The organism is Paraburkholderia dipogonis, assembly GCF_042680985.1.
GTDB lineage: Bacteria > Pseudomonadota > Gammaproteobacteria > Burkholderiales > Burkholderiaceae > Paraburkholderia > Paraburkholderia phytofirmans.
Genome location: NZ_JBHUFR010000006.1, coordinates 807,806 through 825,404, shown reverse-complemented (window position 1 = coordinate 825,404; position 17,599 = coordinate 807,806). Strand labels below are relative to the sequence as shown.

Here is a 17,599-nt window from a genome sequence, read left to right as displayed (position 1 = left end):
CTATGCACCGGCCAGCCTGCGCGCGAGCGTATCGGCCACCATTGCCAGGTTCGGCTCCACGACGAGATCCGTATGGGCGCCGTCGATGGTCTTCACCAGCAGCCCGCTGCTTGCGACGCGCTGCCATGCCGGCAGTGGATCGCCTTGCCCGCCCTCCCTGCCGGACGCGCGCACATAGACGATCGGACTGCCAAGATAGCGGCGCGGGCGATACGTCGCCATCGCGACGCGCATCGACTCGCGCACCTGCCGCAGTACCGGCGGCAGCCCCTGCGTATCGGCTGCCGGCCTGGCCGCCATTCTGCCGAGCCGCATGCGAATCCGGTCAGCGGCGCCGAACACTCTGTCCTTCATGTAGGCCATGCGACCGCGCGCGGACAGTGCGCGGAATGCACGCACGCGCTCCGCCATGACTTCGTACTGGAAGGACAGCCACTCATGCAGCGGCAAATAGCGTTCGTCCACGTAAGTATCGAGCAGACACAACAACTCGATCTTTTCGCCCGCCGCGACAAGTTGCTGCGCCATTTCGAACGCGACCAGGCCGCCAAACGAATAGCCCACCAGCGCATATGGACCGCGCGGCTGCACCGCGCGCATCTGCCGGACATAGACTTTCGCCATTTCCTCGACGCAGCGCTGCGGCTCCTCGTCGCCGTCGAGCCCGCGCGCCTGCAGGCCGTACACAGGCCGCTCGCTCGCTAGCGCGCCGGCCAGCGTCAGGCACTCCATCACCGAACCCGTGATGCTATGAAGCATGAACACAGGCCTTCCGCGCCCCGCGCGCATCGGCACGACGTTCGGATGCGCGTCCTGGGTGCGCTCGCCCGTGATGACGGTCGCGAGCCGCGCAATGGTCGGCGCGATGATGAGCGTGGCAAGCGGCAGCGTTCGGCCTGTTGCCAGCCGTATTTCGGCGAGCATCTGCGCGGCGAGCAGCGAATGGCCGCCGAGTTCGAAGAAGTTGTCGTCGCGACTGACCGGCGAGAAGCTGAAAAGCTGCTCCCAGAGCGCGCATAGATAGACTTCGACCTGCTCGGCCGATTCACCGGGTTCCGGCAACTCGCGACGCGTGCGGGCGAGCGCGGGATGCGCGCTGATCTTCTCGACGCATCCGGGGTTCGCCAGCGACGACAGGTTGCGCACCGGCAAGCCGTTCACGGCATCGCGCGCGGCCGCCTCCGAAGCCTTGCCGTTGTGCGTGACGGGCAGCGCTTCGACTTCGGCGATCACGTCCGGCACGAGCGCCGCCGAACCCTGCAGCATCAGTTCACGCCGTACGCGCGAAGCGAGCGCGGCGCTCATCTTCGCGCCCCGTCGCAACACGAGCAGCAGCACGACGCGCTGGCCCGATCCGCTCGCGTCATGGGTGGTCTGCGCGACGACCATCGACTGATTGATCTCGCTAATCGTGCTGACAATGCGGTAGATCTCGCCGGGGCTCACGTTGATGCCGCGCACATTCAGCACGCCATCGCTGCGTCCGTGCAGACGCGCCGACCCCTGCGCCGAAAACTCAATGATGTCGCCGTGCGTCCACACGCCTGGATTCGCCTTGAAATAAGCGGCGTGAAAGCGCGAGCCGTCCGCGTCGCCGAAGAAGCCGAGCGGGCGCGACGGAAACGGATTGACGCAAACCAGCTCGCCGGTCGTGGAGGTGGGCGCGCCCTCGTTCCACGCCTGAACGTCGAGGCCCAGACTCCTGCACTGTGCTTCGCCCGCATAGACCGGCAGATTTGGATTGCCCAGCACGAAGCAGCCGATGATATCGGTGCCGCCGGAAATCGACTGAAGCTGCAGCGGCTTGACGTAGGCGCGTACCCATTCGAACTGCGAGTCGTACAGCACGGCACCCGTCGACATCATCGCGCGCAGCGCCTGCAGCCCGAACTGTTCGCCGGGTTTCAGGCCCGCGTCCTCGCACATCTTCAGATAGGCGGGACTCGTGCCGAACACGGTCACGCGCTCATCGGCGACCAGCCGCCAAAGCGTGTCGACTTCCGAAACCGGTCCGTCGTAGGTGACGATCTCGACGCCCGAAGCCAACGCCGACAACTGCCAGTTCCACATCATCCACGAGCAGCTCGTGTGAAAGTACAGCTTGTCGCCAGGACCCAGGTCACTGTGCAACTGATGCTCTTTCAGATGTTCGAGCAAGGTGCCGCCGGCACCGTGCACGATGCACTTGGGTTTTCCCGTCGTGCCCGACGAGAACATGATGAAAAGCGGATGATTGAACGGAAAGCGCCGCCATTCGAAGCGCGCGGCGTCACCCTGAACGACGAGATCGCGCAGCGAATGCTGAGGCTGGCTCACCGTGCTCGGCAGCGGCGTTTCATCCAGGCAGACGACATGCGTGAGCGTCGGCAAAGCGGCGGCCACGGCGGCGACGTGCGAAGCGATCGAGCCGGCCGTATCGAATGAGCGCTGCGTCGTGTGCGCGAACAGCATGCGCGGCTCGAGCGGCTCGAAGCGGTCGAGGATCGCCTGCACGCCGGTTTCGGGCGCCGCGGTGGAGAGCGTCGCGCCCAGCGCCGTGACCGCGAGCGCGGCGATGATTGCGTGCGCGTCGTTGCGCATTATCGCGACCACGCGGTCGCCCGGACGCAGACCGAGCTCGTCGAGCGAACGGGCAAGGCGCGTGACGCGCTCGCGCAGTTCGCCGCGCGTCATTGTTTCGCGGCGGCCATCGGCATAACGCGCGGTGAGTGCCGGCGACTCGTCCGGCGCGATCTTCGTTCCAAGAACGCTTTGGGCGTAATTCAGCTCGACGTTCGGAAAGAAGGAAGCGGTCTCGCATTCGTCGCCGACGCAGGCCGGTTCGGCTTTGCCGCCCCATTCCATTCCCTCCGTCCATTGCAGAAAGCACTGCCAGAACCGGCGAAATTCGCGCGTCGAATAAGCATGAAGTTCTGGATAATCCGCGAAACGCTCACCGGTGAAGTTTTCCAGCGCCGCGGTAAAGCGTGACATGCGTGAGCCGGCGACGTGTTCCGGCAAATTCTGAAATACGGGTTCGCGCGCATACATGCGCATGCTGGCCCCGACGAAATTCTCGTGATTCATCCCGCCACCAGTTGTGGAATAAAGCGTTATATGTAGTTATCTGCCTGTCGGCCGGCGGGCGCCGGCGAACAGTCGCATTCCGACAATGCCTCTTATCCGACCTTGGGCACTCTTCCCTCGCAAACAGATTACTGCGCGAGACAACGATGCTATGTGCGACCTCACACAAAATTACATGCGTCGACGTGCAGCGTCCCGCGCATGTACTTTCGACCACAGGCTCGTTGCGGGCGAGCAATCTGAATTCGCTCGCCGTCCGCCAGAGTGTTATCTACCGTACCGAACGCATAGGCAAAGACCGTTTAAATCGACAGACGAAGAACATTGTGCGATGCGTCTGCAACTGTCATCGCACTCACCGAAGCTCGGCCTTCCACAAGGAAAAAGGCGTGAACCGATGGATTCCGGCGCTTCTCAAAGCGGCCCTCGTCATCTCTATCGTGCTGCCGGGCACCGCCAGCAATCGCGTGCAAGGCGCCGAGACGTCCGCGCCCTGGATAGGCACGTGGTCGGCTTCGCCCTCCATCACCGACGATGACGGCTTCAATAACCAGACGTTGCGGCAGATAGTGCGCACCAGCATCGGCGGGACATCGGCGCGAATCCGTCTCTCGAACCTTTTCGGCTCCGAGCCGCTCGTAATCGGCGAAGCGCGAATCGCCCGCTGCGCGCAAGGTCAGCAAACGGTGCCCGGCAGCGACCGCGCTGTCACCTTCGGCGGACAGCCGAACGTGACGATCCCCGTGGGCGCTTCGGTCGTGAGCGACCCGGTCGCATTCGAGGTTCCGCCGCTCGCCGATGTCGCCATCAGCCTCTATCTACCCGTGCGGACGGCGCCGCGCTCGACCGGCCACGTCGACGGCCTGCAAGACATCTATATCGCCGCTGGAGACGTTGCCGCCGACCCGGCCTTCACCGGCGGGAACACATTCTCCCCGGGCGGCCAGTCCTACTATTTCCTGACGAACCTCGACGTGATGAACCCGGCCGCGACCGGGGCGGTGGTCACGTTTGGCGCCTCGATAACCGACGGCCTCAAGTCGACTGTGAATGGAAACCGTCGCTGGCCCAATCGCCTCGCAATACGGCTGCAACAGGCCGGCATGACGGTGGGCGTGCTCAATCAGGGCATCAGCGGAAATGACTTCTTTACCAATAACGCCGGACAGGCCGGTCTCAAACGCTTTGGTCGCGACGCGCTTCAGCAATCGGGCGCGAATTGGGTGGTCATCTCGGACGATGCAATCAACGATCTGAACACCGACAAACCGTCCACGGCTGCCCGGTTGATCGGTGCATTGCGACAGCTCATCGAGCGCGCGCATCGTGCCAACATCAAGGTGATCTGCTCTACGCTGACGCCGTTTGCGGCAACGGGACCCGTCGAAGCAGCGCGGCAAGACATTAACGCCTTCATCCTGAGTTCGACGACAAGCGGCTGCGACGCGGTACTCGACCAGGCGAAGGCCGTCAGCGACCCCGCCAATCCCGCTGTGTTGCTGCCGGCTTATAACAGCGGCGACGACCTCCATCCGAACGAGGCGGGCTTGCAAGCCATCGCCGACGCGATGGATCTGGACGCGCTCACAGCCGGGCCGCCCGTCCAGGCACCCTGAGAACGGCTGCGCAGGCGCTCACGCAGGGGCTCACGCAGGCGCCTCATTTACGCAGGCATCTCCGACGTCCGCCCAGTTTTCGCGCTCCGGCACCGGACTTCATCATTTTCTTTTTATCGGACGTGAATAGCAGGACATCCATCACCGCCAACAGCGAGAGCAAGACAATCGCGACGAAAACAACCGTCCCGACGATGCTCAAAAGTGTCATATGTCCTCCGTGAGTTAAGGGAAGCGGGGATCGATGCGCACTTTATCATTCCCACGGGCGTGGCCGCGATTTGCAAGGCTGCATGCTCCGCCACACCCGGTTAGCCGGCTAAACCTTGCACTCTCCTATAACGCTCCATTAAGTTGTTAGCAAGCCATGCGCGTCCGGCCTGGCGTCCCTGCGGGATATATCGGATGCCGGTACTCGCCGAGCCGCAGCATGAATTGCATTCTTACGAGTATACCCACGGCGGCATTCGCCACTCCCGGCGCACCGCCATTCGCGGGGTTGTTTATTGTCCGTGCATTCCCGAGCAGTTTGATTTCTGTGTGCGCCTTGCCGCAGAAAGGGCTCGCCTTTAGCCTCAACATCGGCACCAAATACATCAAAACGGGGGGACCAAAGTGGTAATCAGTAAATTTGAGGCACCAGGTTGAGTCGCCTGGATCGAACGCTTTACCGCCGTTCACGCCTATAAATCAATTCCAATATGCAGGCTCGCCATGTTCACATCAACCACAATTGTTGTCATCGTTTCCGTATGGGTCACCGTCGTAGTCCTGCTTTGGCTACTGGTTCGCAACGGTGCACTAAGAGAGCGCGAGGAATACGGAAAACCGCTCGCCAGCAAGCAGAAGCGGCGTGCCGCGAACGAACGGCGTTATGGAAATGCCGATAACGGTCACGCAGACCAGCCCGAGATTCACGGGCCGCCCGGAAGAAAGAGAACACCGTGAGATAGACGGACGCGAATTAAAACAGCCCCGGCGTAATGCGGGGCTGTCGCTTTAATGTTTCCGTATGCGGGATATGCTGTGTTAAGTCTGTGACTTTGCTTGATGACTCGCCGCTACGAGCGCGTTGCGCCGGATACAGCAGTGATTCGCTATTTACCGCGCTTTTTCATCCCGTCGATAAGGGTCAATCGGCCCACTCGATTGAACGTGTGCACGCGATCTATGCTCGCGTCCCAGTTTGCTTCGATCCGGCTCGCCGGCGTTTCCTTATAGGCAGTCTCGTCGATAGTGTCGATACGCTGAAACGACAACGCGCGCCCGTATTTACCACTGCAGTCCTGCGCGGGCCGATACCACTGCCCACGATGCTCGAAGATGCTCCCCGCGGGTCGAGCAGTTCTGATATCCGACACGATCGGGTTGCAGGGATGCGGATGCCAGTCCTTGCTCAACAGCGTATCCGACCAGAACAGAAACAACTCGTCGGACAGCGGTGCGTGCTCGTTTTCCCGCATGCAGGCGAACAGCCAATACTTGCCGTCGTGACGCCAGATCGTCGTGTCCACGGCCATCACGTCATCCATCAGGTTCATGACGTGTTCCCACTGATCCGGGAAGCGCGTGCACCGATAAAGCTCGATGGCCTTGCTCTCGTTGGTCTCCGGAATCATATACAGTTCGCCGTCCTCCTCCAGCATGAATGGATAAGACAGGTGATAAGGCCGCTCCAGAATTTTCACGGGAGGCAGGATCGGCTGGTCGTTTGCATCGAAACGGATAACCGAGAGATGCCCCCTGTTCTTCGAGTATTCGAGTTCTTCGATAAAGACCGCATACTCGCCATTTCTTTCGACCACGAACGGGTCTGCCCAGAAGCGGTCCTTGGGCGGCAGCAGTTGCTTGAATTCGAAAAGACGCTCAGGGAGATGATCGTTCTCGCCGAAGTGATACAGCAGCATCCACTGTTCGAACTTGCGCAGCCCGCTTGCCTTCTTTGCGACAGTTCTCGCCATCAACTGGCCAATGAATTTGCCGTACGCGCCGCTGGTCGGCTCGGCGACTTTCTCTCCGGAATAGAACACCGGCGGCGCATCAGCCTGCGTGTATTTCAGCCTGAACTTGTCTTCGCCGATCTCCCTCAATTCGCGCAACTTTCGCGGCGCGAACGAAAGCGTCTTCCAGTAGCAGTGGCTGCGATTCCTGTGAATCGACACCGGATAAGTCATCGACCATGATCTTTGCAGCGTGTGCGGGCGTTCGCCTGCCCGGGTCTGAAACTGCAAGGCGGACGCCGTCGTTGTGCGGTCCAGAAGAATGTCCCACACGCCGACGGGTCCATCACGTTCGACGACTTCATCGCCATGCCGATACGACCAGATGCCGCAAGAAGCCGTATCGAAGATCTCGCCGCACGGCCGCAACGGGCCTAGCCGCAGGAATACGGTGATGCCATGCGCGGCGATTTTCGCGAGGTCGCGAGGATCGAAATGATCCCCGCATTCCTTGCTCTCCACCTCGACATTCAGGGTCGGCACTTCTGCCAGCGCCGAGGCCAGGGACTCGGTCCTGAACGCGTCGTGTCCAACCTTGACGAGCCGCTTGTCGAGCGCCATCCACAGCGACAAGGGCCACGGACCGGCCGGCGAAGCGGTTTTCCTCGCCGGCCGCCGTTGGTACGCATATTTGACGACCAGGGCGATCTCCATCCCCTGCTCGGCGGCAATCAGTCCGAGCATGTGATTCACCCAGGCCGGCAACGCAACGTCGTCGACGAGAACCCCAACCTTTATCGTGTTCATCGCTGATTGTCTTAATGGATCGATATGCAACCTGCCCCGCGCTTCATTCCACCGTCACCGATTTCGCGAGATTGCGCGGCTTGTCGACGTCGGTCCCGCGCGTGCACGCCGTGTGATACGCAAGCAATTGCAAAGGCAGCACGTGCAGAATCGGCGACAACGGCCCGTAGTATTCGGGCATCTGAATGACGCGCAGCCCTTCCTCGTTCGACAGATTCGCATCGGCGTCGGCGAAGACGTACACTTGGCCCCTGCGGGCGCGAACCTCCTGAATGTTCGACTTCAGCTTCTCCAGCAAGCCGTCGTTCGGTGCGGTCACCACGACCGGCATCGCATCGGTCACGAGCGCAAGCGGTCCGTGCTTCAGTTCGCCGGCGGGATAACCTTCGGCGTGAATGTACGAAATCTCCTTGAGCTTCAACGCGCCTTCCAGCGCAATCGGGAAGTGCGATCCGCGGCCGAGGAAAATCGCGCTGTCCGTGCGCGCGATCTCGTGCGCCCACGCGATGATCTGCGGCTCGCGCGCCAGCACGCCCTGCAACGCCGTGGAGAGGCCCGATAGCTGCGAGCGGTAGGTCGCTTCCTGCTGTGCATCCACGTAGCCGCGTGCGCGGCCGAGCGTCACCGCGAGAACGAACAGCGCCACGAGTTGCGTGGTAAATGCCTTGGTCGACGCGACACCGATCTCGGGACCGGCTTGCGTGATGAACGACCAGCGCGACTGCCGCACGATCGCGCTCGTCGCCACGTTGCAGATCGCCAGCGTGTGGTCCTGCCCGAGCGATTGCGCATGCATCAGGGCGCCGAGCGTGTCGGCGGTCTCGCCCGATTGCGAAATCGGCACCACGAGCGTGTTCTTGCCCGGGATCGTTTCGCGGTAGCGGTATTCGCTGGAAATCTCGACCTGCGTCGGAATCTTCGCGATCGACTCGAACCACGCCTTGGCGGTCAACGCGGAATAGTGGCTCGTGCCGCAGCCGAGCAGCAGGATGCGGTCGATCTGCGCGAACGCCTGCGGGTCGGTGGCGCCGAAGAGCGTGGCGTCGAACGCGCTGTTGCGAGGGAACGTTTTCGACACAGCCAGCGGCTGCTCGAAAATTTCCTTCTGCATGAAATGACGGTACGGCCCGAGCGCCGCCTCGGTGGGCGGATGCACCAAAGTGCGCGCCTCGCGCACGACCGGCTGGCCGTCGCGGTTCATGACCCGCGTGCCGTTGTGCGACAGATCGGCAATGTCGCCGTCCTGCAGAAAGATGAACCGGTCGGTGACATCGGAAAGCGCAAGCGGGTCCGACGCAAGAAACGATTCCTTGCCGTTTATTCCGATCACAAGCGGCGAGCCATACCGCGCACCCACCACTCGCTCCGGCTCGGATTTGCAGAAGACCGCGATGGCATAGGCGCCACGCAGCTCGCTCACGGCGCGACGCACGGCTTCCGCCAGATCGCCCTGGTAGTAACTGTGAATCAGATGGGCGATCACTTCGGTGTCGGTCTGGCTCGCGAATTCATAGCCCGCGCCGCTCAGGGTGATTTTCAGCGCCTCGAAGTTTTCGATGATGCCGTTGTGAACGATCGCGATCTCGTTCTGCGAGAAGATGGGATGCGCGTTCTGGGTCGCCGGCGCGCCGTGCGTCGCCCAGCGCGTGTGCGCGATGCCTGTCCAGCCTTCGAGGCCCATCTCGCGAACCTCGCGATCCAGAGAGCGAACGCGCGTCAGACTGCGCACGCGGTGCGGCGCGCCGTCCCGCAGCACGGCCACGCCGCAGGAGTCGTAGCCGCGGTATTCCAGCCGCCGCAAGCCTTCGAGCAATACCGGAACGACGTTGCGCTCCGCAATCCCAGCCACGATTCCACACATATTCCCCTCCGATGGTTTAGTCCGTTGCGCGACTCAACCGTGTTGGAATATCGCGTGGACTTCATAAAGCGTCTTCTGTTGCGCTAAAGCAGTGCGTTGCTTCGCACATCCTTCTTCTTTATAGGTATCCGAATTAAATCGGCCACCTCCCGACAACTACAGCGGCCGGCACTCGACTCAAACTGTTTCCGCAAGCAGTTGGTCCGCGCTATGGGTGATGAGTTGCATCATCGCGGCCTTCGCGCTGTCCGCATCGCCGACCTCGATCGCGCGCACAACCTTGCCGTAGTCGGCGACCCGCGCCTCGTATGCGAGTGCCTGCATGCGGAAGACCGGCTGCATGGCCGTCAGCCCCATCCTGACGATGCTGCCCATCTGGCTGAGCAAGGCGTCGCCGCTTGCGTCGATGATCGCCACCTGCAACGCGTCCTCGGCGGCCTTGCGGGCGACGGGATCCCCGCTCGCCTGCTGCAGATTCTGATACATCGCGGCGATGGCAATGCGTTGATGCCGGCTCGCCCGGGTGGCCGCGAACGCAGCCGCGCGAGGGTCGACGAGCTTGCGGAACTCGATCAGCCCGTGCAGATATTCCGGATCGGGCGTGGCGCGAAGCCGCCACTCGGCAACCTCATGATCGATGATGAGCCAGTCTTTGGCCGGCTTGACGCGCGTACCCGTCTTGGGCCTGACATCGAGAATCCGGCGCGAAATCAGGATGCTGATCGCCTCGCGCATGATCGAGCGGCTCACGCCGAGCTTCTTCGAGAGGATGACCTGCGGAGGCAGCATGTCGCCGTCGAAATCCCCGTTGATGATGCCGGTCACCACCTGGTTGACCACTCGCTTGACTAGCGATGTTTCGTATCCGTGGTTCATTTTGTTTTCTCGTGGTCCTATGAGGCGTTACCTGCAAGGTCCGTGTTTTCCCGGATCCTCACTGCGGCTTTCAAGGCTTGTCCCCGTGCCTTTGTAGGTTCATATGGTGCATCGGGTTTCGTTCCCGCAACGTACGTCCTCACACACTGCCTGTGTAAATTGAAGGGAAATTGCAGCGCCGCGTCAGTGGCGCGGCTCTTCGGCTCCTCGCGGCGCGACGACCGGCGCGTGGCCCGTGATCACCAGCCAGCGCGGCGTCCTCAGGCGCACGATCGCCACATAGAGGTGAACGTAGATCGTGACAAAGGCGATGGCTGCTCCGGCGAGCGCGATAGGCGTGTCCCAGAAGAACGTGGCCGGCACGATGCTCACGAGGCTCAGCACCCACAGATAAACCGAGGTGCAGGAATTGCGCATCGCGCGCCGGCGCAGATTGCCGCCGTCGATACCCTTGCGCACCACACGCCGATACACGAGCGTATGCAGATGAAGCCCGTCCGGAGCGCCCGCCGGCCTGCCGCGCACGATCCTGCGGCGATAGATGGAAAAGAGCGTCTCGAAGGTCGGATAGATCGCGACGGCCATTGCGTACCACGCCGACACGCCCGGGTTGCGCACGATCAGCAGCACCAGCAGCTCCGCCATGATGAAACCGACGAAATAAGCTCCGCCGTCGCCAAGGAAGACGGAAGGCACCGGAAAGTTCCAGAGCACGAAGCCGCCGATCGCTCCGATCATGGTCAGCGCCATGCTCATGACGAGCCAGTCGTTGACGCTGTGGGCCACGTAGCCGATCGAGGCGAAGATCAGCATGGTCACCACCGAGGCGAGTCCGTTGAAGCCATCGATAATATTGACCGCGTTCGTCAGCCCGGCCACGCCGAGCATCGTGAAGCCGATCCCGATCGGCACAATGCGCAGCCACTGATCGACGAGCGGCAAATCCACCCGCGTGAGGGTCGCGTGCATCAGCAGGCAGGCCGCGAGCGCGGAAGCAAGCGCGCACAGCAGCCGCACTCGCGGGCTCACGCGCTTGGTCATGTCCTCGATCACGCCGCCGGCGAACACCGGCACGGCGCACAACAGGAGCAGCAGTTGACCTGTGCCGGGGGCGGTCGCCCACAGCGGCTGGATGAGCGGAATGACAGTGGCGGCGCATGCAATGCCCACTCCACCAATTCTCGGCACCGCATAGGCGTGGTTCTTCTGAATGCCGCGCAAGTCGTGGTCCATCGTCAGCGACCCGTGCAGCCCCGAACTTCGCACGATAAAAAATATAACCAGGAATGAGACAACAAAGCCAAACGCAAGATTTAACATCTCGGTCTCCAGCATAAACGGAGGAATTTTTATTTTCTTGTCGCTTTAATGCATGTTTAGGACAAGGTTAGTGATGCACACCGTCTCTCACTTTGAGTCTTTCCTCTGTGGCATTCCCAACACAACCCGGACACGATCATTTTATGAGCCGACAAATCAGCGTTAATACGACGTGCCACGGCATACGCCGGTTCGCTTACCGGCGCATCGGAATATGTCTATGAAATGACCATTACCCGCTCTTGCGCACGCTTCGGACAGGAGGCGCGCTTCGCACCGGCAAGCATTACATGGCGCCTGGCGGAAAACCGCTCAGAGAAAGTACTTATAAGTATCGAGCAGATAATTCTTGTGAATGTCGTAAGACAAAATAGCCAGGATAAAAGCGACGATCCACAGAATCAGCGAATTCTTGATACGGATCTCCGGCAGCATGAAGGCCAGCAGCAGCGGTCCATAGTAGACAATGCGCTGAGTCCCGAATGGATAGACGAAGAAGGAGATGATCAGGAACATGATCAGCCCGATATGCATGATCGCGACCTCATGCACTACGATTTCGCGCGCGACGTGTTCGATATGCTTTCGACGCAGCACGATCACGAGCATCGGTACAATCAGATAGAGAGCAAGTGAGATCAGGAAGTTCACTGTGAATTCTTCCTGCTGCGTGTATTCCTCGAGCCGGCGGCCGCCGAACCTGGCGAACAGCCATGCCGACGCCAGCGACATCGCGAGCGCCGCGCCGACCACGCCCACGATCGCCAGCGCCTTGCTTCGCCGCATGAGAAAGTGCGCAAGAATCAGGAACAAGGCCGGATACGCAAAGGTGGTGTGAACGATACTCGCGAGCAACGCGCCTCGAACGGGTTGCTGCCGGCACATCGCGAAGTACATGGCGATGGAAAGGGCGAATCCCTGGCGGATCTGGAACAACCCGACCGTCGCGAGGCCGGTGGGAATCAGCGCCCACAACAGCAGGCCGAGAAGCGGCCGGCGCGTGCGGCTAAGAGCAAGTGCCATCAGCACGTTCAGCACGACAACCGTCACGCGGACCGCGGTGTCCGGTGAGAGGCCCAGTGAATCGAGGCCTAGCACCCAGAGCCGCCAGCCGAGCTCGTCCGTGATGGTTTTCACGATGAACAGCACCACCGACTGGCTGCTGGACCAGAGATGGACGATCCAGAGCGGATCGGCGTCCCTGAAATACGCAACGTAATTGTCCTGATCGAGCAGCATGCTCCGATCGCCAAGGGCGATCTTCAGGAGGATGAACGCCGACAACGCCAGGAATCCAAGCATGGAAGGCCGCAGCCACCGGTAGCCGATTGGATGGATCTGGAACTTCGAGTTGAGTTGTTGTGCCACTTTCATCCCTCTCTTGCCCATCAGCTTGCCAGTGCCGCGCAAACCGGAGGAGGTGCGTTGATTTTTATGCCGCTCAGACTTGCGTTCGGCACTCGCCGTTCAGCGGACCGTGCCCGGTGATCGGTATTGCCATCTGCGGATTGAACGGCCTTGAAACTGACTTTCCCTTACGCCCCTGCACGCTATCAGCTTTTGATTGGACCTTACGAGCGGAACGGCACATAAGATTCGCATCGATGCCGAAGCACGGGTCCGTAGACCCGTATAAACAATAAATCGCATCCGGGCATGACCAGGGACAATTGTCCTGGCCTGTGTTCGATGCCGAACGGTATGGCAGCGGCTCGATCACTTAGCCTTCCATTGTCCTTTCGTGATTGCGGATATCGAGTCCGTTAAAAACACGCGGCACAGACTGACCTGATTGAAATAGCAGCGGTTCTATGACACCGAATGCCGTACCGTGCAAACAAAATGAAAATTGTCCATATTATTTCGGGACTCGGGGTAGGCGGCGCCGAAACCTTGCTTCTGAACCTGGTTTCGGAGTCCCGCACCGCCGGCGGTACGCATGTCGTCATTTCCCTGTCCGGCATCGACAAGATGGCGGACCGTCTGCGCGCCGCCGGTGCGGAAGTCAGGTTTCTGGGAATGCGATCCGGTGTTCCGAATCCGCTACTCCTGATTCGACTGGCCAGGTGGATCGTCGAAGCGCGCCCCGATGTCGTCCAGACGTGGATGTATCACGCGGATATTTTCGGCGGCGTGGCGGTGTGGCTGGCGCGTCTGATGTTTCGGCTCAGCAGGCAGCGCCACCGCTTCGTGCTGGTCTGGGGCATCCATCGAACCGAAGTGCCCACGGCCAAAGTCGGGCGCGTTCTGAATACGCTCGCACGGATGGGCGCGGCGACCTCCAACCGGTTGCCGGATTCGGTCATTTGCTGTGCCAACGCGTCGTTTAGAACTCACGTCGAGTACGGCTACGAGCGCACGAAAATGCGCGTGATTCATAACGGCTTCGATGTTCGCAAGTTCGTGCCGGACGCCACCGCAAGGACCGCACTGCTGAATGAGCTCGGCCTGCCGGCAGGTTCCATACTGATCGGAATCGTAGGGCGCTCCAATCCCGCTAAAGACTACGATAACTTTTTGCGCGCGGCCGCGATGCTTCATCAGCGCGTGCCGGAATGTCATTTCGTCATGGTCGGTAAAGACGTCGATGCCAACAACAAGGCGCTCGCACGCACGATCAACGAGCTTGGCCTGAGCGGCGTCTGCCACTTGCTGGGCGCCCGCAATGACCTGCATCGGATCATGCCGGCGTTCGACATGCTGTGCCTCTCGTCGCGAACAGAGGGCTTGCCCACGGTGGTGGGCGAAGCGATGGCTTGCAGCGTTCCGTGCGTGGTCACCGACGTGGGCGATACCGGCCAGCTGGTCGGCGACACCGGTCTGGTTGTTCCACCGCGCGATCCCGTCAGTTTGTCGGACGCGCTCGAGCAGATGGCGACGTTGAGTCTGGAGCAGCGCAAGACACTGGGAAGGCTGGCGCGCGAGCGGATCGTCGAATCCTTTTCGATTACGGTGTGCTGGCAACAGTATCGGGACATGTACGCGACATTGCTGCGCGCCAAAGGCGTGACGCGTTGAGCGCCACGCCTTTCGCAGCAGCTACCGGACGATGGTGGGATTCGTGATATCGATCTTGGGCCCCGCACGGTCATAGTCGGTACTGACAAAAGCATCTCGCCTCGGACGAATCCATGTCGGCGAATTGCTCGTAATAGAACCGGTGACCACGCTGCCTTTCATCTTCAATCCGGATACGCTGAAAGCCGCTTCCCTGCTGTCTTCGTCCTTGTGTCCGCTGATCACGACGCTGACGTTCTTTTCCCGGCTTCCCGGCAGTGCTTCCAGATAGACCAGAATGCCGAACTGGCAATGCCGCGTGATCGGATTCACAATGCGGATGTTTTCCACGATGTCCGTGTTCGCGTTCGGCTCGATGTCCAGTCCGGCGGAAGGAAGCGTGCCGGCTATGTTTTCCCACACCGGACTATCGAACAGAATATTCTTGCCGCTGATAATCGAAACACCTTGCCGGCGACAGCCGGACGCATAGTGATTCATGACCCGGATGTCGCTCGAATACGGCAGACCGTTGCCGAAGCTGTTGGCGATATAGATGCCGTCCCCCCAGCAATTGATCGTGCTGGGCGACAGTATCGTTACATCGGTGCTTCCTGCAATGGAGATACCCATGCCCCACTCCCCGCCCTTCACGGTATTCAACTCTTTACTGCCGTCGAGACGAGGATTTTCCAGCACCACGTGCCGCACGTCCCAGACACGGATGACCTCGTAGTTTTGCGTGTCATGCGGAAGCAGTTTGATCGAAGCGCCGGGAGCGAAGCGCACGCGGCTGTTGTTGCGCATGTGCAGTCCTTCCGCGTCGATCCGGCATGGGCCCGTAATCACCAGCGTCTTGCCGATCGAATTGTCGACCGCCTTCTGAAGCGCGGCGCGGTCATTCGTCTTGCCGTCCGCTATGACGCCGAACGATCGATCGATAACCTCATCAGGCGCGGCATGCTTATTGGTCACGACGTCGGCCACGGCAGAGAGAGGTCGCGTGATCGCACCCACCAGGCTGCTGAGGAGAAAAGCATTTACCGCTCTCCGGCTGTTGCGCACCGTGCACCCCATAAAGAGTTCAGCCCCTCAAGCGGCGCATGGCGCGCAACGGGGTAGAGGTTAAAAAGCGCATCGCCATCGCGACACCCGGGACAGGAGTTCTGACGCTCGCGGCTTCTTCAAAGGAGATGAACCGCGAGCGGTTCTTCTTCACGAAGCCGATAATCCTGTCGATCTCGGCCTCGCCGAGCGTATTGACATGCAGGCAGATGGAATACACGCCAAAACCAAAATGCAGCGGCGTTGCGAACAACTGCGGCACCGCAGTGAGAGCGCCGAATTTGTACGGATAGACGCCGCTGCCGTCCGTCAGATATTTGAAGTCGAGATCGGCCAGCGCGCGGAGCGTCGCTTCGTCGAACGAGTGGGAAGGCGCCATGAATACCGGTTGCCAAACGCCTTCTTGCTGAAGAATCGTCTTTCCCGCCTGCAGCTTGGCGAACTGCTCCTCGTAGGAGAGACCGGCCAGCTCCGATTTGCTGCCCAGACGCAACAGCCCGGGATGCTCGGTGACGTACTGGTGGGTATAGCCGTGCTGCGCGATGCTCCAGCCGCGATCGGCCCAACCACGCACCGTATCCCAGAACGCGTCTCTCGCCGGCTCGACGACCAGCGTCTGATCGAGACAGTTCGGCACGACGCCGACGAGCAACGGCAGGTCCTGATCCATGGAAAGCTCGTCGAACGGATCGAAGCGCGACCAGGCCATTTCTGGCGTGATGTCATCGAAGCGCAGTATGAATTTCGGAACGACCATGGCCACTCAATCTCCTTCAGGATGTTTTGCCGACACCGTCAAATCTGCCGCTCGCGCTGACCCGCCACGACGACTTCGCGAGGCGCCGGGTCCAGCAATTCGCTATAAACCCGCAGCGTCTTGCTGATCACGATCGATTCGTCGAATTCGCTCAGCGCCTTGGCCTGAGCCGCAAGGCCGAGTTTCCGGCAAAGCTTGCGATCGTCGTCGAGCAGGCGAATCGCATTGGCCAGTGCCGCGGCATCGCGCACCGGAATCAGCAAGCCATCGTCTCCCGTGCCGCTGACGACTTCGCGGCAGCCGGGGACGTCGGTGGTGATCAGCGGCAAAGCACACGCCGCGGCCTCGATCAGCGTCTTGGGCAAGCCTTCCCGATAACTCGGCAGCACCACGACGTCCACTTCTGACAGCAGCTTCGGCATATCGCTGACATGTCCCAGCCACGTGAGAAGCCCGTCCTTAGTCCAACCTTCGACGAGCTCACGGGGGACGGAGGCGGGATTGCCATCGTCGGGGGAGCCGGCAAGAAGAAACCGCACCGTGCGGTTTTCATCGCGCAGTGCGCGGGCCGCCTCGACGTACTCGGCAATGCCTTTGTCCCACAACAGGCGAGCAGCCAGTACGACCCGCAATGGAGCCTGGGCGTCCTCATCGGTCTGCGGCCGGGCCGAGAACCGCGAACAGTTCACGCCGGACCCTTTGATGAGCTGTATCGACCGGTCATCGACAATTTTCGCGCGCTTGAAAATCGCGACGTCGTCGGGATTTTGCAGAATCAGCGCATTGCGCCGGCCGTTAAGAGCGGAGCGCATCAGTTGGCGCACAATGGGCCGCAGCACGCGGGCTTTCAGATCCCGGCTCGTGAAGACGTAGCCCATGCCCGCCACAGCGTTGATTCGCGCGGGCACGCCGGCCAGCTTGCTCGCGAGCGAGCCATACACCGCGCTCTTGATCGTGAAGCCGTGGACGAGGTCGGGCTTTTCGCGGCGCAGAAACCGGACGAGCCATGCGAGCACACCCACTTCGCGCAACGGATTGAGGCTGCGGCGATTCATCGGCACCGCGTGCCAGCTGAACCCGAGTGCCTGCAGCTTCGGTCCGAATTCTCCCGGCGGCGACAGCAGGACCACGTCATATCCGTCTTGCCGCAGTCTCTGCGCCAGCGAGAGGCGGAAATTGTAGAGATACCAGTCGGTATTGGCAAAGAGAACTACTTTACGTCCGTTCATGTCCCGCTCCTGAATCTCTGAGCTGTATGTAAATACGGCAGGTCACGACCGCAACCATGCCGCCG

At 61.0% G+C, this 17,599-nt stretch carries 13 protein-coding genes; 3 read left to right on the top strand and 10 right to left on the bottom strand.

Features of this window, described 5'->3' with window-relative positions:
• Entirely contained in the window at window positions 1-3,066 is a 3,066-nt protein-coding gene (locus tag ACFSNN_RS08345) for an acetoacetate--CoA ligase (RefSeq protein WP_134465406.1), read from the bottom strand.
• Window positions 3,067-3,455: 389 nt separating this feature from the next.
• On the opposite strand from ACFSNN_RS08345, the gene ACFSNN_RS08340 reads away from it, so the two are divergent.
• On the top strand, window positions 3,456-4,682 hold the full coding sequence (locus tag ACFSNN_RS08340) for a GDSL-type esterase/lipase family protein (protein WP_134465407.1): 1,227 nt from the start codon (window positions 3,456-3,458) through the stop codon (window positions 4,680-4,682).
• Between the two features lie 43 nt (window positions 4,683-4,725).
• On the opposite strand, the gene ACFSNN_RS08335 is transcribed toward ACFSNN_RS08340, so the two are convergent.
• Window positions 4,726-4,893 carry a hypothetical protein gene (locus ACFSNN_RS08335; RefSeq protein ID WP_166799392.1) on the bottom strand — a complete coding sequence of 56 codons (168 nt, stop codon included), beginning with the start codon at window positions 4,891-4,893 and terminating at the stop codon, window positions 4,726-4,728.
• Window positions 4,894-5,396: 503 nt separating this feature from the next.
• On the opposite strand from ACFSNN_RS08335, the gene ACFSNN_RS08330 reads away from it, so the two are divergent.
• The gene (locus ACFSNN_RS08330) at window positions 5,397-5,630 is read left to right on the top strand and encodes a hypothetical protein (RefSeq protein WP_134465408.1); all 234 of its coding nucleotides are present in this window, start codon (window positions 5,397-5,399) and stop codon (window positions 5,628-5,630) included.
• 149 nt (window positions 5,631-5,779) lie between these two features.
• On the opposite strand, the gene ACFSNN_RS08325 is transcribed toward ACFSNN_RS08330, so the two are convergent.
• The 5 genes from ACFSNN_RS08325 to ACFSNN_RS08305 form a co-directional block, all read right to left on the bottom strand.
• Window positions 5,780-7,429 carry a glucosamine inositolphosphorylceramide transferase family protein gene (locus ACFSNN_RS08325; protein ID WP_134465409.1) on the bottom strand — a complete coding sequence of 550 codons (1,650 nt, stop codon included), beginning with the start codon at window positions 7,427-7,429 and terminating at the stop codon, window positions 5,780-5,782.
• A 43-nt stretch (window positions 7,430-7,472) separates the two neighbouring features.
• A complete protein-coding gene (gene glmS / locus ACFSNN_RS08320) occupies window positions 7,473-9,290 on the bottom strand; it encodes a glutamine--fructose-6-phosphate transaminase (isomerizing) (RefSeq protein ID WP_134465410.1) in 1,818 nt (605 codons plus the stop codon).
• 177 nt (window positions 9,291-9,467) lie between these two features.
• A complete protein-coding gene (locus tag ACFSNN_RS08315) occupies window positions 9,468-10,166 on the bottom strand; it encodes a FadR/GntR family transcriptional regulator (RefSeq protein ID WP_134465411.1) in 699 nt (232 codons plus the stop codon).
• A 183-nt stretch (window positions 10,167-10,349) separates the two neighbouring features.
• Complete coding sequence (locus ACFSNN_RS08310) at window positions 10,350-11,486, bottom strand: MraY family glycosyltransferase (protein WP_134465412.1); 1,137 nt, start codon at window positions 11,484-11,486, stop codon at window positions 10,350-10,352.
• Window positions 11,487-11,798: 312 nt separating this feature from the next.
• Window positions 11,799-12,860, bottom strand: coding sequence for an EpsG family protein (locus ACFSNN_RS08305; RefSeq protein WP_134465413.1), 1,062 nt, complete (start codon window positions 12,858-12,860; stop codon window positions 11,799-11,801).
• Window positions 12,861-13,328: 468 nt separating this feature from the next.
• Between ACFSNN_RS08305 and ACFSNN_RS08300 the strand changes: the two genes are divergently transcribed.
• Window positions 13,329-14,504 (top strand): glycosyltransferase family 4 protein, encoded by a 1,176-nt coding sequence (locus ACFSNN_RS08300; protein WP_134465414.1) that lies wholly within the window; start codon window positions 13,329-13,331, stop codon window positions 14,502-14,504.
• Window positions 14,505-14,525: 21 nt separating this feature from the next.
• Here ACFSNN_RS08300 and ACFSNN_RS08295 read toward each other — a convergent pair whose 3' ends face one another.
• The 3 genes from ACFSNN_RS08295 to ACFSNN_RS08285 all read right to left on the bottom strand — a co-directional run bounded on the left by ACFSNN_RS08295 (window position 14,526) and on the right by ACFSNN_RS08285 (window position 17,534).
• The gene (locus tag ACFSNN_RS08295) at window positions 14,526-15,500 is read right to left on the bottom strand and encodes a hypothetical protein (RefSeq protein ID WP_244323027.1); all 975 of its coding nucleotides are present in this window, start codon (window positions 15,498-15,500) and stop codon (window positions 14,526-14,528) included.
• 67 nt (window positions 15,501-15,567) lie between these two features.
• Window positions 15,568-16,305, bottom strand: a complete 738-nt coding sequence (locus ACFSNN_RS08290; RefSeq protein WP_244323099.1) for a DUF2334 domain-containing protein — start codon at window positions 16,303-16,305, stop codon at window positions 15,568-15,570.
• A gap of 38 nt (window positions 16,306-16,343) precedes the next feature.
• On the bottom strand, window positions 16,344-17,534 hold the full coding sequence (locus tag ACFSNN_RS08285) for a glycosyltransferase family 4 protein (protein WP_134465417.1): 1,191 nt from the start codon (window positions 17,532-17,534) through the stop codon (window positions 16,344-16,346).
• Window positions 17,535-17,599: the final 65 nt, after the last annotated feature.